Here is a 26,267-nt window from a genome sequence, read left to right as displayed (position 1 = left end):
TCTAGCTGCGCGGGCAAACATCCGCCAGTGGCCCTTCGCCGACTTGCCAGGGCGAGCTGATCCGAGGGACGAAGCACGACATGGCGGGCCAAGATGCGAAGACTGTTCAGTACCGTCTCAGCAGACCGCGCGCCACGCTGGTATCGCCATAATCGGCGCAGGCCTCTTTCGGGTTCTTGATCAAGTGCGCCTGAAGTCGCTTGGACGTTTCGCTCGCCGCCTCGAGCACTTCGGGGCGGAATTTACCTGGATCGTAAGCCTTGCCATCGTGGGCCTTTATGGCGGCGGCATAGGCGTCGATCATCGCCATCGCGGCATCAGTGCTGCCGAGAAGTCTGGCGCCGAGTTGAACGCCGCCGGCACCATTGACCTCGTAGCCGGCGCATCGTTGTTCGAGCACCGCGGCGGCGGTGACGAGTTGGTCGAGGAACGTCGCCTCGGCGTCGGTGAGCACTGCGGCGCGCGCCTGTCCCGGCACGATCATCGCGAGCAGCGCAACGACTGGCAGTTTGATTTCCATGGTCGCGGTTCTCCCTGCGGCCGGAGAATGGTCTCATGTGCGCCCGCATTTAGACAAGTCCGCATAATCGGGGCTAGGATGGATCGACCGCTCTTCGTGAAGGACTGGCGCGGCGCTCGTATTGTGTGGCGATCGTGCGCGCGATCTCAGCTTGGTCACCGGGATGGTGGGGCATTCGCAGATATGATGAATCTATTGATTTCGTTGCTTGTGTTCGCACTGATGTTTGGCGGCGCCCTGGCTGGGATGGCCGTTCGGAAATTGTTGTCGGAACATCACTTGCACTCGGACTCCAGGGACGTCGTAAAGTTGACCGCGGGCCTGATTGGTACGCTGACCGCACTCGTACTTGGTCTGTTGATCGCGTCCGCAAAAACGACGTTCGACCAGAAGGAAAACCAGGTCAGGCAGTTGACCGCAACGATCATCCTGCTGGACGATCTGGTTACGCAATACGGGCCGGAAGCAACCTCGCTCCGAAAACTCCTGCGGCAGAGCATACCACCGATGGCTGATCGCATCTGGCACGAGCAAGCGAACTCAACCGGGAAACCCACGCGCTTCGAGCCCAGCGTAGAGGCGTGGGCATTCTATAGTGAGCTCGAACGGCTGTCGCCGAACAACGATATGCAACGTTCCCTGCAGTCTCGCGCTATTGCGGCTTTCACGGAAGGTGCGCAGATGCGATTGCGGTTATTCACGCAGGTCGGCAGTTCGATTCCGACGCCTTTTCTGGTCATTGTGGTGTTTTGGCTAAGCGCGATCTTCGTGAGCGCCACCCTTTTTGTGCGGACGAACGTGGTCGTCATGATCTCGCTGTTTGTATGCGCGCTGTCGTTTGCCAGTGCGATCTTTCTGATCTTGGAGCTGGATGATCCCTTCACGGGACTCATGGGGATTTCGAGCTCGATATTGCGGAGTGCACTCTTACCGCTGAGCTCGTGAGACCCGGTGGTCGAGACATTCACGCGTGGTTCTTCGCGGTCATGCTGCTGACGCAATCTCTGTCTTAGACGGCGATAACTAAAACACTGCGCAGGGACCGCTCTGGTTCCCGCAACGGTTCCGTAGCCAAGGGGTTGGCTCGAATCCGCAAAAGGTTGGCGCAAGTTCCTGAACGCTTCCGCGTTCGCTTGACCATGTTTTTGCGGCATCGGGAACCGGACGATCGAAAATCAAAGGAGATATAATGGTGTTCCGCTCGAGCGCCGCAATTTGCGGCGCTGTGGTTGCGCTTGCCGTTTCTGTTACCGTTGCTCGAAGTGAAGCAGGTGGAATTGACTCAAGCGCTGTCGTCAATGCCGCCTCTGGGGATGCTATCGTTGGCAAAGCTTCCATGTACAATCCGTTCAAGCCGGGCAAGGAGGAGGGCGGCCCGAGTACCGCCTCCGGCGAGCGATATGATCCCTCCGTCTGGGCGGCTGCCATCAAGACGAGTTTGCGTCAGAAATTTGGTGGGGTCCAATTTGGCGCGAAGCCGAAGTTTGCCCTCGTCGAGGCCGTAGGCAAAAAGGTCATCGTCAAGATCAATGACGTGGGGCCGCTAAGACCTGGCCGCATCATTGACCTCAACGAGCGGACGATGCGCCATTTCGATCCAAGCCTGCAACTCGGGGTGATTTCTGATGTAAGAGTTATGCCGCTTTCCGGCGACTCTTGGATCCCCGGACCGGTTGGTTGAACATCGTAGGCGAAAGAGGTGCAGCACGGCCGACCTGGACAGTAAATTCGGTCGGGACCGCAATCGGCAGCGCGGAAACCAGGGCGTGAACTCATCAACGCTATGAGTACGCGCCCTAGTTCGACCCTAGCTCAACAAGCGGTCAGTAGTCCCAGAAGACCGGCACCCAACGAAAGGCGTCACCCTCAACTGCCACCCGGCCCACGGACGGGAACGGCAGGTGAGTGGCCACCAGCATCTCGCCGGTCTGAGCAAGCTCTCGCAAAAGACGGATACGAACGCGCGCCGCCTCCTCGGGGTCGTGTTCGAAACCGTTGTGCCAGTCGGGTTGGTCGAAGCCGACAGCAAACACGGCGTCGCCGGCGAATGTCAGCGCGTCGCCGCCGGATGCTACGCGAACCACGCTGTGGCCGGGGGTGTGACCGCCGGTGCGACGGACGACGACGCCCGGCGCAACCTCGTGCTTCTCATCGAACTGCCGCAGCTGACTGCCGTATTCCTTCACGAACCGCTTGGCGGCCGACCGGAGTGCATCCGGGAAACCCTGCGGCATGTTGGTGCGAGTGAAATCAGGCGACTCCCAGAATTTGACCTCTGCGGCCGCCACGTGGATCCGCAGGTCTTTGCGCAGCCGCTCCTTCACCCCGTCGACGAGCAGCCCGCCAATGTGGTCCATGTGCATGTGGGTCAGCACGAGGTCGGTCACGGACGCAAGATCGATTCCGGCGGCCTCCAGTCGCTTGATCAACTGGCCGGCCCGCGGCAAGTTCAGGTTCGGGTCGGACCCCAGTCCAGCGTCGATGAGGACGGTCTTGCCGCCGCTACGGACCATGACGGCATTCAGCGCCCAGTCGAAAGCGTCCGATGGCAGGAACATGTCGTGCAGCCAGGTCGCCCGGTCGGCCGGGGCGGCGTTGTGCGCCAACATGGTGGTTGGCAGCGGCAGCACGCCGTCGCTGACCACCAGCACGTCAATCTCGCCGACCTGCACTGCGTAGCGCGACGGAACGAGCTCTTCGGGTTTCGATGCAACGGGGTCTGAGGTGTTGTGCAGGTCCATGTCTGTCTCCTGTTTCAATCTGGCTTCTGGCTGGTCGTGGTTGAGCGGGTCGCGCAGCCAGGCAAGCGCGGCCGTCATCGCCTCGCGGCTCTAGCGGCTGGTCACGCGTTCCGGATCGGCCGAGGTGAGCGCAGCGGCGCGCTCGGCTTTGGGCGGATAGATCCAGACGGTGTTGATTTCCTGCTTCGTGGTCTTGGCGACGTCGCCGACCATCTCCGCCTTGCGCTCGCGCGTGAACAGCGCGCCGGCCTCGCCGAGATCGAGACAGGTGCGCGCAGGCGGGCGGAGAAGAGGGCGGCGTACATGCCGGCAAAGCGCCGTTGCGACGGCTTTCCGGCGCGGTGCAATTGCAAGATGCTTCCAGTCCATCGTTTGTCTCCGTCCGAATGGGGTGGACTTGCGATGTTTAGCGAACCAGATATTCGACTGCCCCAGAGCGATTGCCGTCCCTGTAGAGAAATTGCTGCTAACGCGGCGCCTCCGCCAATCGCTCGGCGTTTCGCCCGTCAGCTCTTGAATGCTGCAGCGAAGGGGGTCTGCGGGGAATAGCCAAGCGCCGCGGCTATCGAGACGACCGACTCGTCGGTTTCCCGCAGCATGTTCATGGCCTGCTCGAGCCGATGTTGGCGCAGTCAGGCATGCGGCAGCGGGCCATTTCCACATCGGCGGGAGGCCGGTCAGCGATCAACGACGCGCGCTGCTGCCTGATCGGATCTATGAGTACACGCCTAGTCCGTGGAGGGGGCGAGGGCAGGAAGTTCGGTTCGGCTTTCAACGTCTGCTTGGCGAACCAGACCGACCGATGGTCGGCTGGACAATGCACATGCGGCCTCTAAGGCCGCATGTCGCATGTCCGGGAGCTCATTCAGCCAGTTCGCGCATGACCTTGATCAGATCCGACTTGCCTTCGAAGCCGATTCCCGGAAGCTCGGGCATGACGATGTGCCCGTTCTCCACCTTCACGCCATCCGGAAACCCACCGTAGGGTTGGAAGAGATCCGGATAGCTCTCGTTGCCGCCGAGCCCGAGTCCGGCGGCGATGTTCAGGGACATCTGGTGGCCGCCGTGCGGGATGCAGCGCGACGGCGACCAGCCGAATTGATGAAGCACGTCGAGGGTGCGCAGGTATTCGACCAGACCATACGACAGTGCACAGTCGAACTGGAGCCAGTCGCGGTCCGGCCGCATCCCGCCGTAGCGCAGAAGGTTGCGCGCATCCTGGTGCGAGAACAGGTTTTCGCCGGTCGCCATCGGGCCGGGATAGAACTCCGAGAGCGCCGCCTGAAGCGCATAGTCGAGCGGATCGCCGACTTCCTCATACCAGAACAGCGGGTACTGGCGGAGCATCTTGGCATAGGCGATGCCGGTCTCGAGATCGAAGCGACCGTTGACGTCGACGGCCAGCTGCGCCTCCGACCCGATCTCGGTCAACACAGCTTCGATGCGGCGCTGGTCCTCGTCGATCGTCGCGCCGCCGATCTTCATCTTGACGACGTTGTAGCCGCGATTGAGATAGCCGCGCATTTCGGCCCGCAGCGCCGTGTTGTCCTTGCCCGGGTAGTAGTAGCCTCCGGCGGCGTAGACGAAGACACGGGGATTGGCTTCGCGTCCCTTCTGCTCGGCGAGCAACCTGAACAACGGCTTGCCGGCGATCTTCGCCGTGGCGTCCCAGATCGCCATGTCGAGCGTTCCGACCGCGACCGAGCGCTCACCGTGGCCGCCGGGCTTCTCGTTGCTCATCATCACCGCCCAGAGCTTGTGCGGATCGAGGTTGTCGCCGGCGTCGTTCAGGATGCTCTTGGGATCCGCTTCGAGGATGCGATTGCGGAAGCGCTCGCGGATGAGCCCGCCCTGGCCGTATCGGCCGTTCGAGTTGAAGCCGTAGCCAACGACGCGCCGGCCATCACGTTCGACGTCGGTCACCACCGCGACGAGGCTGGCGGTCATCTTCGAGAAGTCGATGTAGGCATTCCGTATCGGCGATGAGATCGGCTTGGTGATTTCGCGGACGTCGACGATACGCATGGTGTTCTCCTGTCTACGCTCTGACCGAGGGCTCAGAGGGCTGCTCGTTGGGGAGCTGCGCGGATGGGTACTGCTGGACAGGGCTTATTGGCCAATGCCATGATCGGTTCGGCTGATGCGCGAACGGCATCGACATGGATCTCGACTGGCTCAAGGACTTCTCGGCGCTCGCGGAACTGAAGAGCTTCTCGCGGGCGGCGGACGCGCGGAACGTGACGCAACCGGCTTTCAGCCGGCGGATTCGCGCGTTGGAGGACTGGATCGGAACACCGCTCTTCGTGCGTGGCGCCCAGGGGGCAAGCTTGACGCCTGCCGGAATCCACTTTCAGCCCCTGGCCGAAGAGATGATCCGCAGCCTGGAGCGGGCGCGGCGCGACACCCGGTCCGTTGGCGAGCGAAACACGGTCGCGCTGTCCATGGCAGCAACACACGCGCTTTCATTTACGTTCTTCCCTCAATGGATTCGGAACCTCCGCTTTGAGAGGCTCGGAGCTCTCAGCCTGATCTCGGAAAGCATGGAAGCTTGCGAGCAGATCATGGTGAGCGGGGAGGTCCACTTCCTGCTGTGCCACTATCATCGGGAGGCGCCGACCCGCTTCGAGTCCGACCGCTTCCAGAGCATCCGGATCGGCGACGATCGGCTAGTGCCTCTGTGCGCGGCTACGTCCGATGGTCGACCGGCATGGCCTTTGCCCGCCTCTCCTGCTCGTCCAGTACGACTGCTCTCATACAGTCATGCCTCCGGCATCGGCCGCATCCTCTCAGCCCATCAGACAGGCGACAATGCGCTGGCAAACCTGGAGACCGGCTTCACGTCGCACCTCGCCGCGACGTTGATGACCATGGCCCGCGAGGGTCATGGTGTCGCCTGGCTCCCGCAAACGCTCGCAAAGGACGATGTCGAGCAGGGGCGTCTCGTCCGCGCCGGATCTGAGCAATTGGACATACCCATAGAGATCAGACTGTTCCGGTCACCCGACTGTCGAAATCAGACGGCCGATGAGCTGTGGCATGCCTTGGCGGGCTAACGGCACACCCCTGGAGGGTAGGGCATCGCAGATGAAAGAGAGTTTGGCAGGCAGCCTCCTTGCGGCCCATCCTTCGAGACGCCCGCTGTCGGCGGGCTCCTCAGGATGAGGTCTTATTTCGCGGCGAAATCCTAGACCCTCATGGTGAGGAGCGCCACCTTACGGCGCGTCTCGAACCCTGAAGGCCCGAGAGCGTTCGCGCCACAAGGGCAGATGCGATAGCCCTGCTGGTCTAGGGAGGAGTTCAGGGCGGGAGGGCTGGGTTCGGGGAAGTGTACCGCCGCCATGATGGCATTGTGCTGGTGTTTTGCCCGACGTGTCAAACGTCGCGAGGTCGCCGAGGGCGTGGCGCCCGGCAGACAATCCTACTTTGCATGGGGTTGTTTTCGAAATTTTTGTGAGGGCGAGCCCACCGCCAACTTGGCGGCGGTGGACGCGCTGCTATCCCGCCTTGGCAACGCGGCTGTCTGCCGCCCCTGAGCGCAAGTTCTGGAAGAACTTCTCCACCTCGCGCGACAGTGTCTCCGCGGTTGCGGTCAGGCTGCTCGCCTGCGTCAGCACGGAGGCTGCCGCGGTGTCGGTCTCGCCGATGGCGTCGCGCAGCGAGGTGATGTTGGCGACGAGGGTCTCGTTGCCCTGCGCCGCCGATTGCGCGTTGGAGGAGATCTCGCGCGTGGCGGAGTCCTGCTGGCCGATGGCGCCGGCGATTGCCGAGGTGACCTCGTTGATCTCGCGCACCGCGCCGCCGATCTCGCGCACGGCCTCCACCGCGTTGCGTGTCGAGGCCTGGATCATGCTGACGTTCTCGCTGATCTCGGCGGTCGCCTTCGCGGTTTGCCCTGCGAGCGCCTTCACCTCATGCGCGACGACGGCAAAGCCGCGGCCCGCGTCACCGGCGCGGGCGGCTTCGATCGTGGCATTGAGCGCGAGCAAATTGGTCTGCTCGGCGATCGCCTGGATCAGGTTGAGCACGCCGTCGATGCGCTGCGTGGCCGCCGCAAGGCTCTCGATCTCGGCGATCGATTTCTCGGTGCGCTGGCCGGTCTGCTCGACGGCGCCGGCGGACTGCCGCACCTGGCGGCCGATCTCCTCGACGGACGCCGACAGCTCCTCGGCCGCTCCCGCCACCGCAGTGACGTTGTGGGAGGCCTGCTCGGTGGCGTTCGCTGCCGTGCCGGCGCGGCTGCTCGCGTTTGCGGTGACGCGCGTGATCGTCTGCGCGGTCTCGCGCATGACGGAGGCGTTGTCGGTGAGGCCGCGCATGACCGCGCCGATCGCGTCGCGAAACGCCTCGACCGATGTTTCGATATGGCGCGCACGCTCTTCGCGCGAGGCGGATTCCTGCGAGACCTGCGAAGCGAGATTGCGGTTGCGGCCCATGGCCTCCTGGAACACCTGGATCGCACGGGCCAGCGCGCCGATCTCGTCTGCCCGCTCCGTGTGCGGCACCGTAACGTTTTGTGCGCCGTCGGCGACCTGCTTGATGGTTGCGGTGATCGCCGAAAGCGGACGCGCGATCGAGCGGGCGATGATGATGATGCCGATGACGACCAGCGCCAGCGCGAGACCGCCGAGGCAGGTCAGCACCAAGGACAGCCTGCGGTTGGTCTCGGTCTCCAGCGAGATCTGCTTCGCACGCTCGGCATAGACCTTGGAGAGCGCTTCGAGATCCTTGTTCAGGGCCGACCGCACGGAGCGGTTGGCGTCGTTATCGCCCCACTCGCGGCCCGCGGCCGGGCTGATCTCGTTGGCGCGGCGGACCAGCTCCTTGCGGAATTCGACGAACTGCTCGATGCGCTTCTTGAAGGTGGCGAACTGATCGGCATCGTCGGCCTTGACGATGGTCTCCCACCGCTTGACCACGTCCAGGATCTGCGCATTGAACTTGAGCAGGCCTTCGCCGTATTTCTTCACCACGGCCGGGTCGGTCGACATGTAGACGCCGCGGGATTCCATCACCACGGCATAGACCAGCGAGTTGACGCGCTCGACGTTCAGCGCGGCCGCGTTCGCCGTCTCGATCGCGGCGGTCAGTTCGGCGCTGCGGCGGCTGTTGTAATCGGACAGCATCGCGATTCCCGCCGTGAGCAGGGCAAACAGCGCGAAAATCGCATAGAGCTTGGTCGCAAGCGTGAAACGGCCTGCCAAGCCGGCGGCATTCCCAGATCGGTCGGTTGTCATGGTGTCAGGGGCCCGAAGAGGCCGTCGATGGCCGGTGAGCGGGGGGCGTGTCAAATTGATGCAAAACTATGCAGAATGAAGATGGATGCAGCGTTAACGCGACGGTCCCTTGCATTCGCCTTTGGTCGAAGGAAAATCGAGCTATTTCATCGCCTTGGCCTCACCGGCGAGTCCGTGCGAGGATCGGGAGGCCTGCGGCAAGCATCGGCGTGGCTGGCGGGCGCCGAGCGCGTATGTCCTGACGCCGGGACCGCCTTCAAACGATCGATTTGGAGTCGGCCATAGGCCGACAAACCCCGGAGGGGCATTTGGTCTACCGCCACACCATCGACGCCACGACCTATACCTTCCCCGACCTGCGCGACCTCCTGGCCAAGGCCACGCCGCCGCGCTCCGGGGACCGGCTGGCCGGGATCGCGGCCGACAGCGCCGAGCAAATGATCGCGGCGCGGATGGCGCTCGCCGACGTTCCGCTCGGGCAATTCCTCCAGGAGGCCGTCATCCCCTATGAGTCCGACGAGGTCACTCGCCTCGTCTTTGACAGCCATGACACGACAGCCTTTGCGCCTGTGGCCTCGCTCACGGTCGGGGCCTTCCGCGACTGGCTGCTGTCGGATGCCGCGACGCCCGAGGTCCTCAAGCGACTGTCGCGCGGCATCACTCCGGAAATGGCGGCCGCGGTGTCGAAACTGATGCGCAACCAGGACCTGATCCTGGCGGCGCGGAAGTGCGAGGTGACCACCGCCTTCCGCAACACCATCGGCCTCAAGGGACGGATGAGCACGCGGCTCCAGCCCAACCATCCCTTCGACGACGCCAGGGGCATTACCGCCTCGATCCTCGACGGCATCCTGCTCGGCGCCGGCGATGCCTGCATCGGGATCAACCCGGCGAGCGACGACCCCGCCATCATCGCGCAGCTGTTACGATTGCTCGACGAGATCATCGCCCGGCTCAAGATCCCGACCCAGGGCTGCGTGCTGACCCACGTCACCACGACGCTGTCGCTGATCGGGCAGGGGGTGCCGGTCGACCTCGTCTTCCAGTCGGTCGCGGGCACCGAGGCCGCCAACCGCAGCTTCGGTATCGATCTCGCCTTGCTGAAGGAGGGGCAGCAGGCCGGGCTGTCGCTTCGGCGCGGCACGGTCGGGCAGAATGTGATGTATTTCGAGACCGGGCAGGGCTCGGCGCTGTCGGCCAACGCCCATCATGGCGTCGACCAGCAGACCTGCGAGGCGCGCGCCTATGCCGTCGCCCGCGCCTTTGCGCCGCTCCTGGTCAACAGCGTGGTCGGCTTCATCGGCCCGGAATATCTCTATGACGGCAAGGAGATCATCCGGGCAGGGCTCGAGGACCACTTCTGCGGCAAGCTCCTCGGCCTGCCGCTCGGGGTCGACATCTGCTACACCAACCATGCCGAGGCGGACCAGGACGACATGGATAATCTCCTGACGCTGCTCGCTGCCGCCGGCGTCACCTTTATCATGGGGGTGCCTGGCGCCGACGACGTCATGCTGAACTACCAGTCGACCTCCTTTCACGACGCGCTCTATGTCCGTGACGTCTTCGGCCTGCGCCGCGCGCCGGAGTTCGACGACTGGCTGGTGCAGTCGGGCATTGCAGGGGCCGATTTCCGGCTTGCCGCGGACGCAGCCCTGCTGCCCGATTTTGCTTCCCGGCTGATCGCGTGAGCGTTCGCCGGCACAGAAATGCCACCGATCGGCAATGAACCAACGAAACCATTGGCGCGTCTTACGAATTAGACTGGTGCCACAATATTGAGGAATTTCGGTCGCAGCGTTACGGTATGTGTCTGACCGTTCATTCTGCACCATTTGTAGAACGTGGTTGTTGGGGGAAGTTCGATGCGCGCTAAGAGCAACGGAACGATCCGGCATATCCTCTGCGTCTTCCCGCGCTACACATCATCGTTCGGTACGTTCGAGCATTCCTATCCGCTGACGGACGGGGTGAAGGCATTCATGCCGCCCCAGGGACTGCTGCTGATCTCCGCCTATCTGCCCAAGGAATGGCAGGTCAAATTCGTCGACGAGAACCTCCGCCGCACGACCAAGGAGGAGTTCGAGTGGGCCGAAGCCGTCTTTGTCAGCGGCATGCACATCCAGCGCCAGCAGATGAACGACATCTGCCGCCGCGCCCATGAGTTCGATCTGCCGGTTGCGCTCGGCGGTCCCTCGGTCAGCGCTTGCCCCGACTACTATCCGTCCTTCGATTATCTCCATGTCGGCGAGCTTGGCGACGCCACCAACGAGCTGATCGAAATCCTGTCTCGCGACACCTCCCGTCCCCCGCAGCAGGTGGTGCTGACGACCGGGGATCGCGTGCCAATGACGGAATTTCCGATTCCGGCCTACGAGCTCGCTGACGTGAAGAAATACTTCCTCGGCAGCATCCAGTATTCCAGCGGCTGTCCCTATCAGTGCGAATTCTGCGACATTCCGGGCCTTTACGGCCGCAACCCACGTCTCAAGTCGCCGGAGCAGATCATCGCCGAGCTCGACCGCCTGCGCGAATGCGGCATGACCGACACGGTCTATTTCGTCGACGACAATTTCATCGGCAACCGCAAGGCGGCAATGGACCTCCTGCCGCACCTGATCGAATGGCAGAAGAAGACAGGCTATGTGATGCGGCTCGCCTGTGAGGCGACGCTCAACATCGCCAAGCGGCCCGAGATCCTGGAGAAGATGCGGGAGGCCTATTTCATCACCATTTTCTGCGGCATCGAGACGCCCGATCCCGACGCGCTGAAGGCGATGCACAAGGACCACAACATGATGGTCCCGATCCTGGAGGGCGTGCGCACCATCAACTCCTACGGCATGGAGGTCGTGTCCGGCATCATCATGGGGCTGGACACCGACAAGCCCAATACATCCGATGCGCTGCTCGCCTTCGTCGACGAATCCCAGATCCCGCTGCTCACCATCAACCTGCTTCAGGCGCTGCCGAAGACGCCGCTATGGGACCGGCTGCAGCGGGAAGGGCGCCTAATCGAGGACGAGGGCCGCGATTCCAACGTCAACTTCCTGCTGCCCTATGACGACGTCGTCGCTTCCTGGAAGCACTGCATGGAGGTCGCCTACGAGCCCGCCAAGGTCTATGCGCGCTTCCAGTATCAGTGCGATCACACCTATTCGAACCGCCTGAAGGTGCCCGTGCCGGACGAGATGAAGGCCTGGCCCAACATCAGGCGCGGTCTTGTCATGCTCAGGAACATCTTCTGGAAGGTCGGGGTGCTGGGCAGCTACAGGCGCGTGTTCTGGAAGTTTGCGCTCGGGCGCATCAAGCGCGGCGATCTCGAAGGCCTGATCGCCTGCACATTGGTCGCGCATCATCTCATCACCTTTGCGCGTGCCGCCTCCAGCGGCAAGCAGAACGCCTCGAACTACTCGCTGCGGCTGCGCGAGGCTGCCGTTCCCGCCGAGTGAGCGACATGCCCGATCCGGTCGTTCCGGCCCGCGCCACGTGCGATCTGCGCGCCGCTACGCCTGCGCGCGTCGCGCTCGGGCGCAGCGGCGCAAGCCTGCCGACCAGGCCGCTGCTCGATTTCACGCTGGATCATGCGCGCGCCCGCGATGCGGTGCATGCCGCTTTCGATGCGGCGCGGCTGGTCGCCAAACTCCGCGAGCTCGGCCTCGCGCCCGCCGAGGTGATGAGCCGGGCGGTCGATCGCGGGGAGTATCTGCGGCGGCCGGATTTGGGGCGGCAGCTCGATGCTGCGTCCGCCGAGGTGTTGGCGCGCACCGCCACGGAGCCGGGCCGGCTTGCGATCGTCATTGGCGACGGTCTGTCGCCGACCGCGGTGCACGCGCATGCGCTTGCCCTGCTGAAGAGCCTGTTGCTGCGGCTCGCGGCCGAGGATGCTGTCGCGATCTGCCACGTCGTTGTCGCCTCCGGCGCACGGGTGGCGCTTGGCGACGAGATCGGCGCCATCCTGGGCGCGCGCATGGTCGTGATGCTGATCGGCGAGCGGCCGGGCCTGTCGGCGCCTGACAGTCTCGGCGCCTATCTGACCTTCGCGCCGAAGCCGGGGCGCACCGATGCCGAGCGCAACTGCGTCTCGAACATCCACCAGGCCGGGTTGAGCTACGACGAGGCGGCCCACAAGATCGCCTGGCTCGTCCGGGAGGGCCTGGCAAGGGGGGGCACCGGGGTTGCGCTGAAGGACGAGAGCGCCGACCGGGCGCCGCGTCGAATTGGCACAGCCTCGCCCGGAGGAACGGAATCGGGGGCCAAAATGTCCTCATCTTGATCGGTTTGGCCGACTTGCGGCTGCTTGCGAGACCATGGTTGGACCTGCTAAACCCCGTGCCGCGATTTTCCGCGCATTTTCAAAGGCCTCCCATCAGTATGGCGTTTTCAGGCCGTTCGCGGGGCGCAATAAGCTCATAACCCGAGCCGATTCAGGAACTGGACAAGGCATGCTCGAAAAGCACAGCGAGAGTGAGGTTCATGTCGACAAGGTCGAGCAGGGACCCGCGTCCTCCATCGCCTTCGGGCTGGAACGTATCGGGCTGATCGCCGTCCGGGCGCCGATCGTCTCCTGCCTCATCCTGGTCGCGCTGATCGTCGGCGCCGTGTTCGGCATCCAGCGAATCAAGATCGACGATTCGCTGTCGCAGCTCTTCCGCTCCAACAGCCGCGAATTCCGCCAGTACGAAGAGGTGACGAAGAAGTTCCCGGCCGAGGAATTCGATGTTCTCGTCGTGGTTGAGGGCAAGAACCTACTGGCGCGGAACAACCTCGAGAAGCTCCGCGACTTCGTCACCGACCTGCAGCTGGTCGAAGGCACGCGCGGGCTGGTCTCGTTGTTCTCCGCGCGCCAGGCGCCTGCGCCGGGCAAGCTGCCGGCGGCACTGTTCCCGGGCGAGCTGCCCGAGGGCGAGGCCTATAACAAGTTCATCGAGACCGTCAAAGCCAACGAGATCATCCGCGGCAAGCTGCTGTCGGAGGACGGCACGCTCGCGCTGATCGTGCTCTCGCTCGATCCGGATGTGGTCGCCTCCAGCAAGCTCGGCAAGACCGTCGGCGACATCCGCGCGCTGATGAAGGAGGATCTCGGCGAGACCGGCCTCAACTTCCAACTCTCCGGCGTGCCGGTGATGCAGCTCGAGATCCGCAATGCGGTCGAGCGCGACGGGCTCACCTACAACATCCTCGGCATTCTCGCCGGCTGCATCATCGCCATCATCTTCTTCCGGAAAATCTCGTTCATGGTGGCGGCGGCGTTCCCGCCGATGATCGCGATCCTGCTGGCGCTCGGCGCGCTCGGCTGGGCCAACTTCAATCTCAACATGTTCCTGAACGTGATGACGCCGCTCATCATGGTCATCAGCTTCTCGGACTCGATGCAGCTCACCTTCGCGGCGCGCGACCGGCTGATCGCAGGACAGGACAAGTTCACCGCGTTCAAGAACGCGGTGCTGGTGGTGGGCCCGGCCTGCGTGCTGACGCACGGCACCGCCGGCATTTCCTTCATCGCGCTCCAGTTCTCCAACTCCGACCTGATCCGCAAGTTCGGCGAGGCGGGCCTTGCCGCGACCATCATCGCGCTGGTTGCGGTGCTGTCGCTGGTGCCGGTGTTCGGCGTGCTGCTCGTGCGCAACGAGAAGATGTTTGCCGTCAAATTCCAGAGCGCCGATGCCGGCGTGCAGGCGCTGCGCAATTTCTGCTACTGGATCGCGGTGCGCATGGTGGGCCGGCCCGGCCTGTTCAGCCTGATCGCGGTGCTGTTCGTCGGCAGCCTCGGCGTCATCTACGCCAATCTCGAGCCGCGCTACCGCCTCGCCGACCAGGTGCCGGACAAGCGTCAGGCGGTTGCCGCCAGCGACCGGCTCGACGCCAAGCTGACCGGCGCCAACCCCGTCAACGTGCTGATCCAATTCCCCAAAGGTGAATCGCTCTATTCGCCGGAGACGCTGCAGACCATCGCGGACGTGCACGCGACCGTGGAGAAGGCCGCTGGGGTCGGTAACGTCTGGTCGCTCGAAACCCTGCGCCGCTGGCTCGCGGAGAAGGCCGGCAGCGCCGACGTCGCAACGCTGAAGGAATATGTGAATCTCATCCCCGAGCATCTGGTGCGGCGCTTCATTGATGCCGAGCAGGACGCCGTCGTGGTCGCCGGCCGCGTGCCGGACAAGGATTCCAGCCAGCTCCTGCCGATCGTCGACAAGCTCGATTCCGAGCTCGACGCCGTCCGCAAGAAGCATCCCGGCTACGAGGTGGCGGTGACGGGTCTTGCCGCCATTGCCGCGCGCAACTCGGCCAGCATGATCGAGAAGCTGAACCGCGGTCTCACCGTCGAATTCGCGCTGGTCGCGATCTTCATTGGCCTGGCCTTCCGCTCCTGGGTCGTGATGCTCGCCTGCATCCTGCCGGGCATCTTCCCGGTGGTGATGTCAGGCACGGTGCTGTGGGCGATGGGCGAGGGCCTGCAATTCGCCAGCGTCGTGGCGCTCACCGTCTCGTTCGGCCTCGGCCTCAGCGCGACCATCCACTTCCTCAACCGCCTCAGGCTGGAGAGCAAGCCCGGGGTCTCGTCCGCGCTCGCGGTCGAGCGCGCCACCGTCCTGGTTGGTCCTGCGCTGATCCTGACCACGGTGGTGCTGGCTTGCGGCCTCGTCGTGACTGTATTCTCCGACCTGCCATCGCTGCGGCTGTTCGGCTGGCTCAGCGCCTTCTCGATGGTCATGGCCCTCGTGGCCGACCTCTTCATCCTGCGGCCGACGGCGATGTGGCTGATCAACCTGCATGAGAAGCTGCAGGGACCGGACAAGCGCGCGATCTGAGCGGGCTTCATCCATCGGACATGGAATCGGCGCAGTCTGAACGACTGCGCCGAAATCCACCCCGGGGGATACGCCATGCAGACGACGCGGTACGACAGCTCTGTCGTGGCGTTTCAGCAGAAGCGAGGTGGCGATTCAGCCGCCTTTTTCGTGCCGTTCCTGACGGCGGACATGGTCCTGCTCGATGCCGGCTGCGGGCCCGGGACCATCACGGCGGACCTCGCGGGGATTGTCGGCAAGGCGGTGGGCATCGATATCGAGCCGAACGCGATTGCGGCCGCCAACCGGCTTGCGGCGTGTTCAGGCCTGACGAACCTGACCTTCATCGAAGCCGACATGACCGCGCTTACGTTTGATGACGCATCCTTCGACGCGGTGTTCGTCCACGCGGTCCTCTATCATCAGAGCCCTCCGAAGCTGACGCGGACATTGGCGGAAGCGCGACGGGTGCTGAAGCCGGGCGGGGTGCTTGGAACGCGTGACGCCGATGTCGGTGGCAACATTCTCCACCCCGAACTCGACGGCGTGAGGCTTGCGCTCGATCTCTGGCAGCGCTGGTACGAGCATGAGGATCCGGCGGCGCTTCACTTCGGCCGGCGGCAAAGCTCCATCCTTCGCGCCCACGCCTTCACCCCGGTCTGGGCCGGCGCGAGCTACGTCAACCACAGCGCGGACGCGGTGAGCCGGAAGGAGGCGGTTGCCGATGCGAGGCGCAGCCTGCTCGGTCTCGGGCCGCAGCTTGTGGGCAAGGGACTTGCCACGGACGATGACATTCAGGCGGCGCTTGCCGGCTGGGACGCCTGGGGACGTGATCCGGACGCAGTCTATTTCAGATGCCGCTGCGAATGCGTCGCCCGCAGGGATTGATCCAGCGGCGTAGCGCGCTCACGCCTCGATCCGGATCGCGCCGTACGGGTTGAACTTGAAATCGTCCTCCGCGTAGTCCGACTTCCGCGAAACTTCGAGCTTGCGTGCGCTAAGCGTCCCGATGCCGCGTTCGGCCATCGGCGGGCTCAGCACGTAGAGCACCGAGCGGTGATTGATCACTGCCGCTTCGTCGGCGGGAGACCAGGCGTTGGGGATGACGCGATCCCAGCAGACGCCAAACGACCGTTCCATGTGCGGATCGGGTTTGCCTTGCGAATGAGTGCGGTCGATCTCGAAGCCGAAATCCGCGATCGTCTTGGCGGCAGCCTTCGGCGGATGCAGCAGGCCTTCGTCCCTGCCGAGAAAGCAAAGCACGTGACGCGGCTTGATGGATGATGCCTGCATGTCCGCTCCCCGTGGGTCCGACGGTCGATCATTTGCCGAGGCGCGATGGGTCGCCAAGAGCCCAATCCCCAAGAGCCCAATCCCCAAGAGCAGGCTTCTGCGAAGCTGGTCCATGTCAGCAAAAAGCCCCCGGCTTGCGAGAACCGGGGGCTATGATCTTTTCCGATCGGGAAGGAGCCGTTAGCTCTTCACCATCGTGATGTTGACGCCGCGGATCTCGCCCTTCGAACTGATCTGCACGGTCTGCTTGCTGCCGTTGGTGCGCAGCGAGAGATTGGCGGCAAAGCCGTTGGCCTCGACGAACACGTCGATCTGGCCGCCGCCAGCGGTGCCCTGGAGGTTGCCGAAGATGTTGCGGCTGGCCTCGCTCCAGTTGCCGGAGATGCGGTCGCCCTGGCTCGTCACGTCGCTGGTGAGGTCGAACTTGTAGCTGTCGCTGGCGCAGTGGAGGCTCTGCTTCAGGTTGAGGCCGCTGCCCGCGACCTTGTAGTCCGCCTTGCAGCGGATGCGCTCGGTGGAGCCGTCGGAGAGGGACACCGTGCCGGTGCCCGACCACGCGCCGTCGAAACCGGCGAACGGTCCGGACGACTGAGCATGGCTTGCCGAGACCGAGAAGAGCAGCGCAGCCCCAATGCCGGCCGCCTTGATTGCCTGTCCAGATCGCCCAAAGAATTTCATGTTGAATATCCCGTTTTGGAATGACGTTCGCCTAGGAAAGAACGTCTCGCCGCATCGAAAGTTTAGTGTTCCAAGCCTGTATCAGGTTCAAACCCTAGCCGGCTGAGATGTCGGGATCGCGAAGCGGTCGTGCCTCCGTCCGTTCATAATTCCACGTGTTTCAGCATGTTTCTGGCGTGGAACCCGGGACGAACAGATGCATGTCTGCAACAGGTTGACGCCAAAACGCGGCGTGCGCGAATTATGACGTAGTATCAATCCCTTACATCTGCCAAGGAAGGCAACAGGAAGGCGTGATTTGGTGGGCGTGGCGCCAATTTGGCCGCATTTGCCAGCGCTTGTGCTTTCCCGGATGCCGCGCTTCCGCGGCAACTTGCCATCAGAACAATCCGTTCCGGTCGCCCGCCTGTGCGGTCCGGCATCGGTGCGATTCTGCCGTCAGAATGAAGGAATACAATGCGTAAGCTCCTCGTCGCTCTCACCCTGCTGTCGGCATCCCTTTCGACGGCGGCGTTCGCCCAGCAACAAGGGCGTGGCACGGACGCCGAGCAGAAGGCCTGCACGCGCGATGTGCAGAAGTTCTGCCGCCCGGTCATCGACCAGGGCGATTTCACCATCCTGGCCTGTCTGAAGGAGAACCGGGCCAAGATCTCGCAGGCCTGCGACCAGGTTCTGAAGAACCACAACCAGTAAGCTCGGCCGCTGGCCCACAAAAGGCGGATCCTGGGCCGCCTTTATGGGCCGGATCCGGAAGGGCAGCCATCGAGAGACAGGATTGGTTTTGCGGCCGTATTCCCCTATATGGGGGCCGCGGCGGCATCGCCGCCGTGAGCCCGTGCGGGCGAAAAAACCTTCCTGTCCCAACGATTGTTAATCAGCCCTCGATGACCTCTGCGAGCGAATTGCGATCCGGCAAGGGTGACCGCGACGAGAATTTTCCCGTCGCGTCCTGGATCATTCATCCGCGTCATCGCGCGCTGATCCTGGCCTTCTACAACTTTGTCCGCACCGCCGACGACATCGCCGACCACGCGACGCTGCCTGCCGACGAGAAGCTCGCTTATCTCGACCTGCTCGAGGGCGAGCTGCTGGGCAAGGGCGACACCCAGGCCGAAGCCGTCATCCTGCGGCGTGCGCTCGCCGAGCGCGACATGGCGCCGCGCCATGCCCTCGACGTGCTCATCGCCTTCCGCATGGACGTGACCAAGCTGCGCTACGAGACCTGGGACGAGGTCATCCATTATTGCCGCTATTCGGCGATGCCGGTCGGCCGCTTCATGCTCGACGTGCATGGTGAGAGCACCTCGACCTGGGCCGCATCAGATGCGCTCTGCGCCGGTCTCCAGATCAACAACCATCTGCAGGATTGCGGCAAGGATTTTCGCGAGCTCAATCGCGTCTATCTGCCGCGCGACGCTCTGGCCGCAAGCGGCGCCTCCGTCGAGCAGCTCGGGCTCGCCCAATCGCCGCCGGCGATGCTGCAATGTCTCCAGGCACTCGCCGCGCGCAACGAAGGGCTTCTCGACGAGAGCAAGTCGCTGAGCGCGGAGGTCAGGGATTTCCGCCTCGGCGTCGACATCGCGGTGATCCAGGCCTACGCCGACCGTATCGTGCGTCTGCTCAAGGTGCGCGATCCCTTGCGCGAGCGCGTGCATCTGAACAAGTTCGAACTGCTCACCTTCAGCCTTGCCGGCATGATCGGTGAAGCCGGCCGCCGCGCGATCGGGCGCAAGGCCATTTCCAGACCGGGGACTGCGCATGACGCTTGAGGCGACCTCGCCCGGCGCCAGTTATGGCTCGACCGCATCCGGCAGCTCCTTCTATGCCGCGATGCGCATCCTGCCGCATGACCAGCGCGAGGCCATGTTCCAGATCTACAGCTTTTGCCGTCAGGTCGACGACATCGCCGATTCCGACGGGCCGCGCGAGGAGCGGCTTGCCGCGCTCCAAGAGTGGCGCAACGACATCGATGCGCTCTATCAGGGCCATCCGCCGGCGCGGCTGAAGGACTACGTCGCGTCGGTGAAGACGTTCGGGCTGAAGCGCGAGGATTTCCTCGCCATCGTCGACGGCATGGAAATGGACGTGCCGCAGGACATCCGTGCGCCCGACATGGCGACGCTCGATCTCTATTGCGATCGCGTCGCGAGCGCCGTCGGCCGGCTGTCGGTGCGGGTGTTCGGCCTGCCGGAAGAGGACGGCATCCAGCTCGCCTATCATCTCGGCCGTGCGCTCCAGCTCACCAACATCCTGCGCGACATCGACGAGGACGCAGGGCTCGGACGGCTCTATCTGCCGCGCGAAGGCCTGCTGCATGCCGGCATCACCTCCAACGATCCGAACCGCGTGATCGCCGAGCGCGCGCTGCCGAAGGTCTGCCTGCCGCTGGCGCAGCGGGCGAAAGTGCATTTCGAGAAGTCGGACGAGATCATGAACCGCAACAGGCGCCGCGCGGTGCGCGCGCCGCGGATCATGTCGAAATATTATCATTCCATTCTGGACCTCCTGATCGCGCGCGGCTTCAACGCGCCGCGCCAGCCGGTGCGTGTGTCGAAGGTCGCACGCATCTTGATCCTGCTCCGCTACGCTTTCATCTGATGCAAAACACAGCTCACATCATCGGCGCTGGAATTTCCGGCCTCTCCGCCGCCGTGCGGCTCGCCAATGCCGGCTTCAAGGTCGCCGTGCACGAGGCGACGCACCAGGCCGGCGGCCGCTGCCGTTCCTATTTCGACGGCGCCACCAACCTCACGATCGACAACGGCAACCATCTGATGCTGTCGGGCAATGGCCATGCACAGGCCTATGCGCGCTCGATCGGCTCGGAGGCGGGACTGGTAGGGCCGGAGCGCGCGCAGTTTCCCTTCGTCGATCTCGCGACCGGCCAGCGCTGGCAGCTCGATCTCGGCGACGGCAGGCTGCCGACCTGGGTGTTCGACGAGAGCCGGCGCGTCCCCGACACCGGGCTCACGGACTATCTGAAGCTGGCGCCGCTGATCTGGGCGTCGGAGGAGACGCTGGTTGGCAAGTCCATTCCTTGCGAGGGCATCCTCTATCAGCGCCTGGTGCAGCCGCTGCTGCTCGCAGCGCTCAACGTGGATCCGCCCGAAGGTTCGGCCGGCCTTGCCGGTGCGATCGTCCGCGAGACGCTGCTCGCCGGCGGGCAGGCTTGTCGTCCGCTGATCGCGCGTGATGGTCTGAGCGCGGTGCTGATCGAGCCCGCCGTGAAATTCCTGACCGAGCGTGGCCACTCCGTTCAGCTCGGCCATGAGCTGCGCTCGTTCGAGACCAAGGACGGCAAGGTCATTGCGCTGAATTTCGGCGGCGAGGACGTGATCAAGGTCGCCGACGGCGATGCCATCGTGATGGCGGTGCCGCCGCGCGCTGCCGCAAGCCTGCTGCCGGGCCTCAAGACCCCGACCGAATTCCGCGCCATCGTGAATGCGCATTTCCGTTTCGAGCCGCCGCCGGGCGCAGCACCCATCCTGGGCGTGATCGGCGGTGTCGTGGAGTGGCTGTTCGCCTTTCCCAATCGACTCTCGGTCACCATCAGCAATGGCGACCGGTTGGTCGACATGCCGCGCGAGGAACTGGCGCAGGCGATCTGGAACGACGTCTGCAAGGCGGGCGGCGTGTCCGGCGAATTGCCGCCCTGGCAGATCGTGCGTGAGCGCCGCGCCACATTTGCGGCAACGCCGGCGCAGAACGCCCTGCGTCCGGGGCCGGTCACCGCACTGAAAAACCTGTTTCTTGCGGGCGATTGGACTGCTACGGGATTGCCTGCAACCATCGAGGGATCGGTCCGGTCCGGTGATCGCGCCGCCGATCTGGTCCTGGCCGCACAGCGGTCCTGACGGCATTCGCCCCGTCAAAATTATCCCAGCAACTATCGGAGAAATCGAGCGAGATGGATTCCGTGAACGCGACCAACCGCGAAGTCCTGGAATCGAGCATTGCGTCTGCAACGCAAGGCGTCCTCGGCTTCCAGCAATCCGACGGCCACTGGGTGTTCGAGCTCGAGGCCGACTGCACGATTCCGGCCGAGTACATCCTGCTGCGGCATCACCTCGCCGAGCCGGTCGACACCGTGCTCGAAGCCAAGATCGGCAATTATCTGCGCCGCGTGCAGGGAGCCCATGGCGGCTGGCCGCTGGTGCATGACGGCGAGTTCGACATGAGCGCCAGCGTGAAGGCCTATTTCGCGCTCAAGATGATCGGCGACCCCATCGACGCGCCGCACATGGTGCGTGCGCGCGAGGCGATCCTCTCGCGCGGCGGCGCCATCAACAGCAACGTCTTCACCCGCTTCACGCTCGCGATGTTCGGCGTCGTGACGTGGCGCGCGGTGCCGGTGCTGCCGGTCGAGATCGTGCTGCTGCCGTTCTGGTCGCCGTTCCACCTCAACAAGATCTCCTACTGGGCGCGCACGACCATGGTGCCGCTGATGGTGCTCGCCGCGCTGAAGCCGCGTGCAAGGAATCCGAAGGGCGTCGGCATCGACGAGCTGTTCCTCCAGGACCCGCGCTCGATCGGCATGACCGCAAAGGCGCCGCACCAGAGCATGGCCTGGTTCGTGCTGTTCCGCGCCCTCGATCACATCCTGCGCGTGGTCGAGCCGATGTTTCCGAAGAGCCTGCGCAAGCGCGCGATCGATGCGGCGCTCGCCTTTACCGAGGAGCGGCTCAACGGCGAGGACGGCATGGGCGCGATCTATCCGCCCATGGCCAACATCGTGATGATGTACGACGCGCTCGGCAAGGACGAGAACTTCCCGCCGCGCGCCATCACGCGCCGCGGCCTCGAGAAGTTGCTGGTCTTCAAGGACGACGAGGCCTATTGCCAGCCCTGCGTCTCGCCGGTGTGGGACACCACGCTGGCTGCTCACGCGCTGCTCGAAGCCGGTGGCCCGCAAGCCGTGCCTGCGGCCAAGCAGGGCCTCGACTGGCTGATCCCCAAGCAGGTCCTGGACGTGAAGGGCGACTGGGCCGTGAAGCGGCCCGAGACGCGACCGGGCGGCTGGGCCTTCCAGTACAACAACGCCCATTATCCCGATCTCGACGATACCGCCGTCGTGGTGATGTCGATGGACCGCATGCGCCGCGAGCACGGCACGGCCGGTTATGATGCCGCGATCGACCGTGGCCGGGAGTGGATCGAGGGGATGCAGAGCGACGATGGCGGCTGGGCTGCCTTCGACGTGGACAACCTCGAGTACTATCTGAACAACATCCCGTTCTCCGACCACGGTGCGCTGCTCGACCCGCCGACCGAGGACGTCACCGCCCGCTGCATCTCGATGCTCGCCCAGCTCGGGGAGACCGAGAAGACCAGCAAGCACGTGGCCGGCGGCGTTGCCTATCTCCGCCGCACCCAGCACCCCGAGGGGTCCTGGTACGGCCGCTGGGGCATGAATTTCATTTATGGAACCTGGTCGGTGCTGTGCGCCCTGAACATGGCCGGCGTCAGCCACAACGACCCGATGATTCGCAAAGCGGCCGACTGGCTGGCGTCGATCCAGAACGATGACGGCGGCTGGGGTGAAGACGCGGTCAGCTACCGGCTCGATTACAAGGGCTGGGAACCCGCTCCGTCGACCGCCTCGCAGACGGCATGGGCCTTGCTTGCCCTGATGGCGGCCGGTGAGGTCGATCATCCGGCCGTTGCCCGCGGGGTGGAGTACCTGATTGCAACACAGAACGAAAAAGGACTGTGGGACGAGCAGCGGTATACCGCCACAGGCTTCCCCCGCGTGTTCTATCTACGGTATCATGGTTACCCGAAGTTCTTTCCGCTGTGGGCGCTGGCGCGGTATCGGAACTTGCGGAACACCAACAGCAGGGTGGTAGGGGTCGGGATGTGACTTTGGGGACGGGGGACGAGATTACCGTGGGTAATGCCATAGACCCGCGGCCGATACTGATTGTGACTGGACTGGTCCAGGAGGCCCGCATCGCGGCCGGGCCTGGAATGGCTGTCATCTGCTCGTCCAGCAGCCCGACTCAATTGCGGGCGCTTCTGACGGTGGTCGATCCCGAATCGATTCGCGGCGTGATCTCCTTCGGCGTGGCCGGCGGGCTAGACCCGTCGCTGCGCTCCGGCGACGTGGTGGTGGCGACCGAGGTGCTTTCTGGCGATGCCCGCTGGGGTGCGGGGCTGTCACTCAGCGACGACCTGATCGACCGCCTGACCTCCGGACGCCGCCGCGTGGTGCGCGGCAGCCTCGCCGGCGCCGAGGAAGTGGTCACGGGCAAGTCCTGCAAGGAAGCGCTGCACCTGGAGACCGGGGCTGCGGCGGTGGACATGGAGAGCCACATCGCTGCCGCCTACGCTGCCGAGGCCGGGCTTCCCTTTGCCGCGGTCCGGGTCATCAGCGATCCCGCCCATCGCGCGCTGCCGGCGATCGCCCGCGCCGCGATCAAGCCGAACGGCCAGATCGACGTGGCTGCCGTGCTGCGTGGGATCGTTCGCAACCCGGGAACCCTGCATGCGCTGGTCTCGACCGGCCTCGATTTCAACCGCGCGCTGCGCTCCTTGCGCGGCTGCCGGGACTTCCTGGTCGGCAGCGAGGGGCTCGAGGGCGAAGGCCTGGTTCCCGAGACTGTCTGAGCGGTTTCATCTGAGCAAACGAAAAATCTGAGCAAACGAAAAGGCCCGGTCGCGATCGCGACCGGGCCTTTCTTGTTTCTGGCGCACGACCGCTTAAGCGGCGGTCGATGCCTTCTGGGCGGCCTTCTGCTCGGCGGCGAGCGCCTCGTCGCGGCGGATCTCCGAGAGCTTCTTCTGGACCTGCTCGGAGAAGATGTACTGGGCCGGACGCTGCTTGGACATGTCGATTTCCGGCGCCATGGGACCTGCGGTCTTGATGCCGCGCAGCGACACCCACATCGCCTTCAGCGGGTTGTTGAGCGCAGCGGTCGCCGCGGTCGGCTCGTAGCCACAATGCGCCATGCAGTCGGCGCACTTCTCGTACTTGCCGGTGCCGTAGGAATCCCAGTCGGTGGTCTCCATCAGCTCCTTGAAGGTCTTCGCATAGCCTTCGCCGAGTAGGTAGCAGGGCTTCTGCCAGCCGAAGATGTTGCGCGCGGGCATGCCCCACGGCGTGCACTCGTATTCCTGGTTGCCGGCGAGGAAGTCGAGGAACAGGCCGGAATGCATGAAGTTCCACTTCTTGCCCTTGCCCATCGCGAAGACGTCGCGGAACAGCTTCTTGGTCTTGGTGCGGTTGAGGAAGTGCTCCTGGTCCGGCGCGCGCTCATAGGCGTAGCCCGGAGACATCGACACGCCGACGCCGAGCTCGACGGTGAGGTCGAGGAATTTCGCGATCTCCTCGGCCGGATGACCGTCGAAAATCGTGGCGTTGACGTTGACGGTGAAGCCGCGTGCCTTGGCCGCCTTGATCGCGGACACGGCGCGGTCGAACACGCCCTTCTGCGACACCGCCTTGTCGTGGTGGTCGCGCAAGCCGTCGAGATGCACCGAGAAGAACAGGTAGGGGGAGGGCTCGAACAGGTCGAGCTTCTTCTCGAGCAGCAGCGCATTGGTGCAGAGCGAGACGAACTTCTTGCGCGCGACGAGGCCGCGCACGATCTCGCCGATCTCCTTGTGGATCAGCGGTTCGCCGCCGGGAATGGCGACCATCGGCGCGCCGCACTCGTCGGCCGCGTCCCAGCACTCCTGCGCCGTCATGCGGCGGTTCAGGATCGCGTCGGGATAGTCGATCTTGCCGCAGCCGACGCAGGCGAGGTTGCAGCGAAACAGCGGCTCCAGCATCAACACGAGCGGATAGCGCTTGCGGCCAAGCAGTTTCTGCTTGAGCAAATAGCCGCCGATACGCATTTCCTTGAAGAAGGGTATAGCCATTACGGGTTTCTTTCTGGGCTTGGAATTCGGGTAGGTCAGCTTGCAGCCAGTTCGGCCGGAAGCCGAAATTCGATGTTTTCCTCGCGGCCGGGCAGCACGGAGACCGTCATCGGTCCGATCCGCCGCAGCGCTTCGATCACGTCATCCACGAGCACCTCGGGCGCCGAAGCACCGGCCGTGATGCCCACGCTCCTCGCACCTTTCAACCATTCCGGATTGAGCTCGCGGCCATCGGCGATCAGATAACTCGCGACGCCGGCCTCAGTGCCGATTTCGCGGAGCCGGTTCGAGTTCGAGCTATTGGCAGCGCCCACCACCAAAATCACGTCGACCAGCTTGCTCAAGTCCCTTACCGCAGATTGGCGGTTCTGTGTCGCATAGCAGATATCCCGGATATCCGGGCCTTGAATATCTGTAAATCGGGCCTGGAGGGCCGCGATGATGTCCTTGGTGTCGTCGACCGACAGCGTCGTCTGGGTGATGTAGGCCACTGGCGTATCCGCCGGCAGCGTCAGGGCGTTAACCTCTTCAACGCTTTGTACGAGCAGCACCGGGCCTGGCACCTGGCCCATGGTGCCCTCGACCTCGGGATGGCTGGCATGGCCAATCAGGATCAAGGTGCGGCCCTTGGCGATGTAGCGCTTCCCCTGATTGTGAACTTTCGTGACCAGGGGGCAGGTGGCATTGAGCACTGGAAGATCGCGTGCGGCGGCCTCTTCCTCGACGCTGCGGGCCACGCCATGGGCGCTGAAGACGGTCACCGCCTTGGGTGGAACCTCGGACAGTTCCTCGACGAAGATCGCGCCCTTGTTCTTCAGGCTTTCGACGACGTACTTATTGTGCACGATCTCATGGCGCACGTAGACGGGCGGGCCGTATTTCTGCAGGGCCCGTTCCACGATCTCGATTGCACGCACCACGCCTGCGCAAAAGCCGCGTGGTTGCGCTAGAAAAACTTCCATCGGACGTCCATCACGCAAATTGCACCAATCCGCTCAATTGTCCCCGGCGGCACCCCGATCCTGACCAAGGAGCTGCAATATCCGCACCACTGGTTTCGCACGCGCGGTAACTGCCCACCCGTCCGGGTTCCGCAAGCGCATGGAGGCGCAGCACTTTGTGTCAAAAAATCGGCCACGAGGAAAGGCGG

22 protein-coding genes and 2 pseudogenes are annotated in these 26,267 nt (G+C 64.0%); 14 read left to right on the top strand and 10 right to left on the bottom strand.

The window, feature by feature from the left end; translation table 11 throughout:
• Positions 1 to 106: 106 nt before the first annotated feature.
• Positions 107 to 520: a hypothetical protein gene (locus AXW67_RS29870; protein ID WP_063680771.1), complete on the bottom strand. Its 414-nt coding sequence runs from the start codon at positions 518 to 520 to the stop codon at positions 107 to 109.
• A gap of 78 nt (positions 521 to 598) precedes the next feature.
• On the opposite strand from AXW67_RS29870, the gene AXW67_RS29865 reads away from it, so the two are divergent.
• Both AXW67_RS29865 and AXW67_RS29860 read left to right on the top strand, forming a co-directional pair.
• A complete protein-coding gene (locus tag AXW67_RS29865) occupies positions 599 to 1,465 on the top strand; it encodes a bestrophin-like domain (RefSeq protein ID WP_161491309.1) in 867 nt (288 codons plus the stop codon).
• Positions 1,466 to 1,709: 244 nt separating this feature from the next.
• Positions 1,710 to 2,201: a septal ring lytic transglycosylase RlpA family protein gene (locus tag AXW67_RS29860; protein WP_145927961.1), complete on the top strand. Its 492-nt coding sequence runs from the start codon at positions 1,710 to 1,712 to the stop codon at positions 2,199 to 2,201.
• A gap of 142 nt (positions 2,202 to 2,343) precedes the next feature.
• Here the strand turns inward: AXW67_RS29860 and AXW67_RS29855 are convergent, their stop codons facing one another.
• The 4 genes and pseudogenes from AXW67_RS29855 to AXW67_RS29845 all read right to left on the bottom strand — a co-directional run bounded on the left by AXW67_RS29855 (position 2,344) and on the right by AXW67_RS29845 (position 5,286).
• Positions 2,344 to 3,261, bottom strand: coding sequence for an MBL fold metallo-hydrolase (locus AXW67_RS29855; protein ID WP_063680969.1), 918 nt, complete (start codon positions 3,259 to 3,261; stop codon positions 2,344 to 2,346).
• A 90-nt stretch (positions 3,262 to 3,351) separates the two neighbouring features.
• Positions 3,352 to 3,534: pseudogene (locus AXW67_RS41050) on the bottom strand (NAD(P)/FAD-dependent oxidoreductase); the annotation flags it as partial.
• Between the two features lie 201 nt (positions 3,535 to 3,735).
• Positions 3,736 to 3,893, bottom strand: a pseudogene (locus AXW67_RS41045) (helix-turn-helix domain-containing protein); the annotation flags it as partial.
• A gap of 229 nt (positions 3,894 to 4,122) precedes the next feature.
• Complete coding sequence (locus AXW67_RS29845) at positions 4,123 to 5,286, bottom strand: mandelate racemase/muconate lactonizing enzyme family protein (protein WP_063680768.1); 1,164 nt, start codon at positions 5,284 to 5,286, stop codon at positions 4,123 to 4,125.
• Between the two features lie 134 nt (positions 5,287 to 5,420).
• On the opposite strand from AXW67_RS29845, the gene AXW67_RS29840 reads away from it, so the two are divergent.
• Complete coding sequence (locus AXW67_RS29840) at positions 5,421 to 6,314, top strand: LysR family transcriptional regulator (protein ID WP_063680767.1); 894 nt, start codon at positions 5,421 to 5,423, stop codon at positions 6,312 to 6,314.
• Between the two features lie 441 nt (positions 6,315 to 6,755).
• On the opposite strand, the gene AXW67_RS29835 is transcribed toward AXW67_RS29840, so the two are convergent.
• On the bottom strand, positions 6,756 to 8,495 hold the full coding sequence (locus AXW67_RS29835) for a methyl-accepting chemotaxis protein (RefSeq protein ID WP_063680766.1): 1,740 nt from the start codon (positions 8,493 to 8,495) through the stop codon (positions 6,756 to 6,758).
• Positions 8,496 to 8,803: 308 nt separating this feature from the next.
• Here AXW67_RS29835 and AXW67_RS29830 point away from each other — a divergent pair, with 308 nt between their 5' ends.
• The 5 genes from AXW67_RS29830 (at position 8,804) to AXW67_RS29810 (ending at position 16,174) form a co-directional block, all read left to right on the top strand.
• Positions 8,804 to 10,186 carry an ethanolamine ammonia-lyase subunit EutB gene (locus AXW67_RS29830; protein ID WP_063680765.1) on the top strand — a complete coding sequence of 461 codons (1,383 nt, stop codon included), beginning with the start codon at positions 8,804 to 8,806 and terminating at the stop codon, positions 10,184 to 10,186.
• A gap of 174 nt (positions 10,187 to 10,360) precedes the next feature.
• A complete protein-coding gene (locus tag AXW67_RS29825) occupies positions 10,361 to 11,947 on the top strand; it encodes a B12-binding domain-containing radical SAM protein (protein WP_063680764.1) in 1,587 nt (528 codons plus the stop codon).
• Positions 11,948 to 11,952: 5 nt separating this feature from the next.
• Positions 11,953 to 12,771 (top strand): ethanolamine ammonia-lyase subunit EutC, encoded by an 819-nt coding sequence (gene eutC, locus AXW67_RS29820; RefSeq protein ID WP_063680968.1) that lies wholly within the window; start codon positions 11,953 to 11,955, stop codon positions 12,769 to 12,771.
• 169 nt (positions 12,772 to 12,940) lie between these two features.
• The gene (locus AXW67_RS29815) at positions 12,941 to 15,307 is read left to right on the top strand and encodes an efflux RND transporter permease subunit (RefSeq protein WP_063680763.1); all 2,367 of its coding nucleotides are present in this window, start codon (positions 12,941 to 12,943) and stop codon (positions 15,305 to 15,307) included.
• Positions 15,308 to 15,382: 75 nt separating this feature from the next.
• On the top strand, positions 15,383 to 16,174 hold the full coding sequence (locus AXW67_RS29810; protein ID WP_063680762.1) for a class I SAM-dependent methyltransferase: 792 nt from the start codon (positions 15,383 to 15,385) through the stop codon (positions 16,172 to 16,174).
• A gap of 18 nt (positions 16,175 to 16,192) precedes the next feature.
• On the opposite strand, the gene AXW67_RS29805 is transcribed toward AXW67_RS29810, so the two are convergent.
• Positions 16,193 to 16,579 (bottom strand): hypothetical protein, encoded by a 387-nt coding sequence (locus tag AXW67_RS29805; protein WP_245315774.1) that lies wholly within the window; start codon positions 16,577 to 16,579, stop codon positions 16,193 to 16,195.
• Positions 16,580 to 16,759: 180 nt separating this feature from the next.
• A complete protein-coding gene (locus AXW67_RS29800) occupies positions 16,760 to 17,257 on the bottom strand; it encodes a hypothetical protein (RefSeq protein ID WP_027550407.1) in 498 nt (165 codons plus the stop codon).
• Positions 17,258 to 17,713: 456 nt separating this feature from the next.
• On the opposite strand from AXW67_RS29800, the gene AXW67_RS29795 reads away from it, so the two are divergent.
• The 6 genes from AXW67_RS29795 (at position 17,714) to AXW67_RS29770 (ending at position 23,863) form a co-directional block, all read left to right on the top strand.
• Complete coding sequence (locus AXW67_RS29795; RefSeq protein WP_027550408.1) at positions 17,714 to 17,950, top strand: hypothetical protein; 237 nt, start codon at positions 17,714 to 17,716, stop codon at positions 17,948 to 17,950.
• A 191-nt stretch (positions 17,951 to 18,141) separates the two neighbouring features.
• Entirely contained in the window at positions 18,142 to 19,026 is an 885-nt protein-coding gene (hpnC, locus tag AXW67_RS29790) for a squalene synthase HpnC (RefSeq protein WP_027550409.1), read from the top strand.
• Positions 19,016 to 19,855: a presqualene diphosphate synthase HpnD gene (gene hpnD, locus AXW67_RS29785; protein WP_063680760.1), complete on the top strand. Its 840-nt coding sequence runs from the start codon at positions 19,016 to 19,018 to the stop codon at positions 19,853 to 19,855. Before hpnC ends, hpnD begins: the two co-directional genes overlap by 11 nt.
• Entirely contained in the window at positions 19,855 to 21,111 is a 1,257-nt protein-coding gene (gene hpnE / locus AXW67_RS29780; RefSeq protein WP_027550411.1) for a hydroxysqualene dehydroxylase HpnE, read from the top strand. The genes hpnD and hpnE overlap by 1 nt, the downstream gene beginning before the upstream one ends.
• A 53-nt stretch (positions 21,112 to 21,164) precedes the next feature.
• A complete protein-coding gene (gene shc, locus AXW67_RS29775; RefSeq protein ID WP_063680759.1) occupies positions 21,165 to 23,117 on the top strand; it encodes a squalene--hopene cyclase in 1,953 nt (650 codons plus the stop codon).
• Positions 23,051 to 23,863 (top strand): phosphorylase, encoded by an 813-nt coding sequence (locus AXW67_RS29770; protein WP_145927960.1) that lies wholly within the window; start codon positions 23,051 to 23,053, stop codon positions 23,861 to 23,863. The genes shc and AXW67_RS29770 overlap by 67 nt, the downstream gene beginning before the upstream one ends.
• Before the next feature lie 93 nt (positions 23,864 to 23,956).
• Here the strand turns inward: AXW67_RS29770 and hpnH are convergent, their stop codons facing one another.
• Both hpnH and ispH read right to left on the bottom strand, forming a co-directional pair.
• On the bottom strand, positions 23,957 to 25,117 hold the full coding sequence (gene hpnH / locus AXW67_RS29765; RefSeq protein WP_027550414.1) for an adenosyl-hopene transferase HpnH: 1,161 nt from the start codon (positions 25,115 to 25,117) through the stop codon (positions 23,957 to 23,959).
• Between the two features lie 35 nt (positions 25,118 to 25,152).
• Positions 25,153 to 26,079 (bottom strand): 4-hydroxy-3-methylbut-2-enyl diphosphate reductase, encoded by a 927-nt coding sequence (gene ispH / locus AXW67_RS29760; RefSeq protein WP_063680757.1) that lies wholly within the window; start codon positions 26,077 to 26,079, stop codon positions 25,153 to 25,155.
• Positions 26,080 to 26,267: the final 188 nt, after the last annotated feature.

The organism is Bradyrhizobium neotropicale, from assembly GCF_001641695.1.
Classification (GTDB): Bacteria; Pseudomonadota; Alphaproteobacteria; order Rhizobiales; family Xanthobacteraceae; genus Bradyrhizobium; species Bradyrhizobium neotropicale.
Note: the sequence above shows the minus strand (reverse complement) of the source record. Positions and strands in the feature narration are given on the sequence as shown.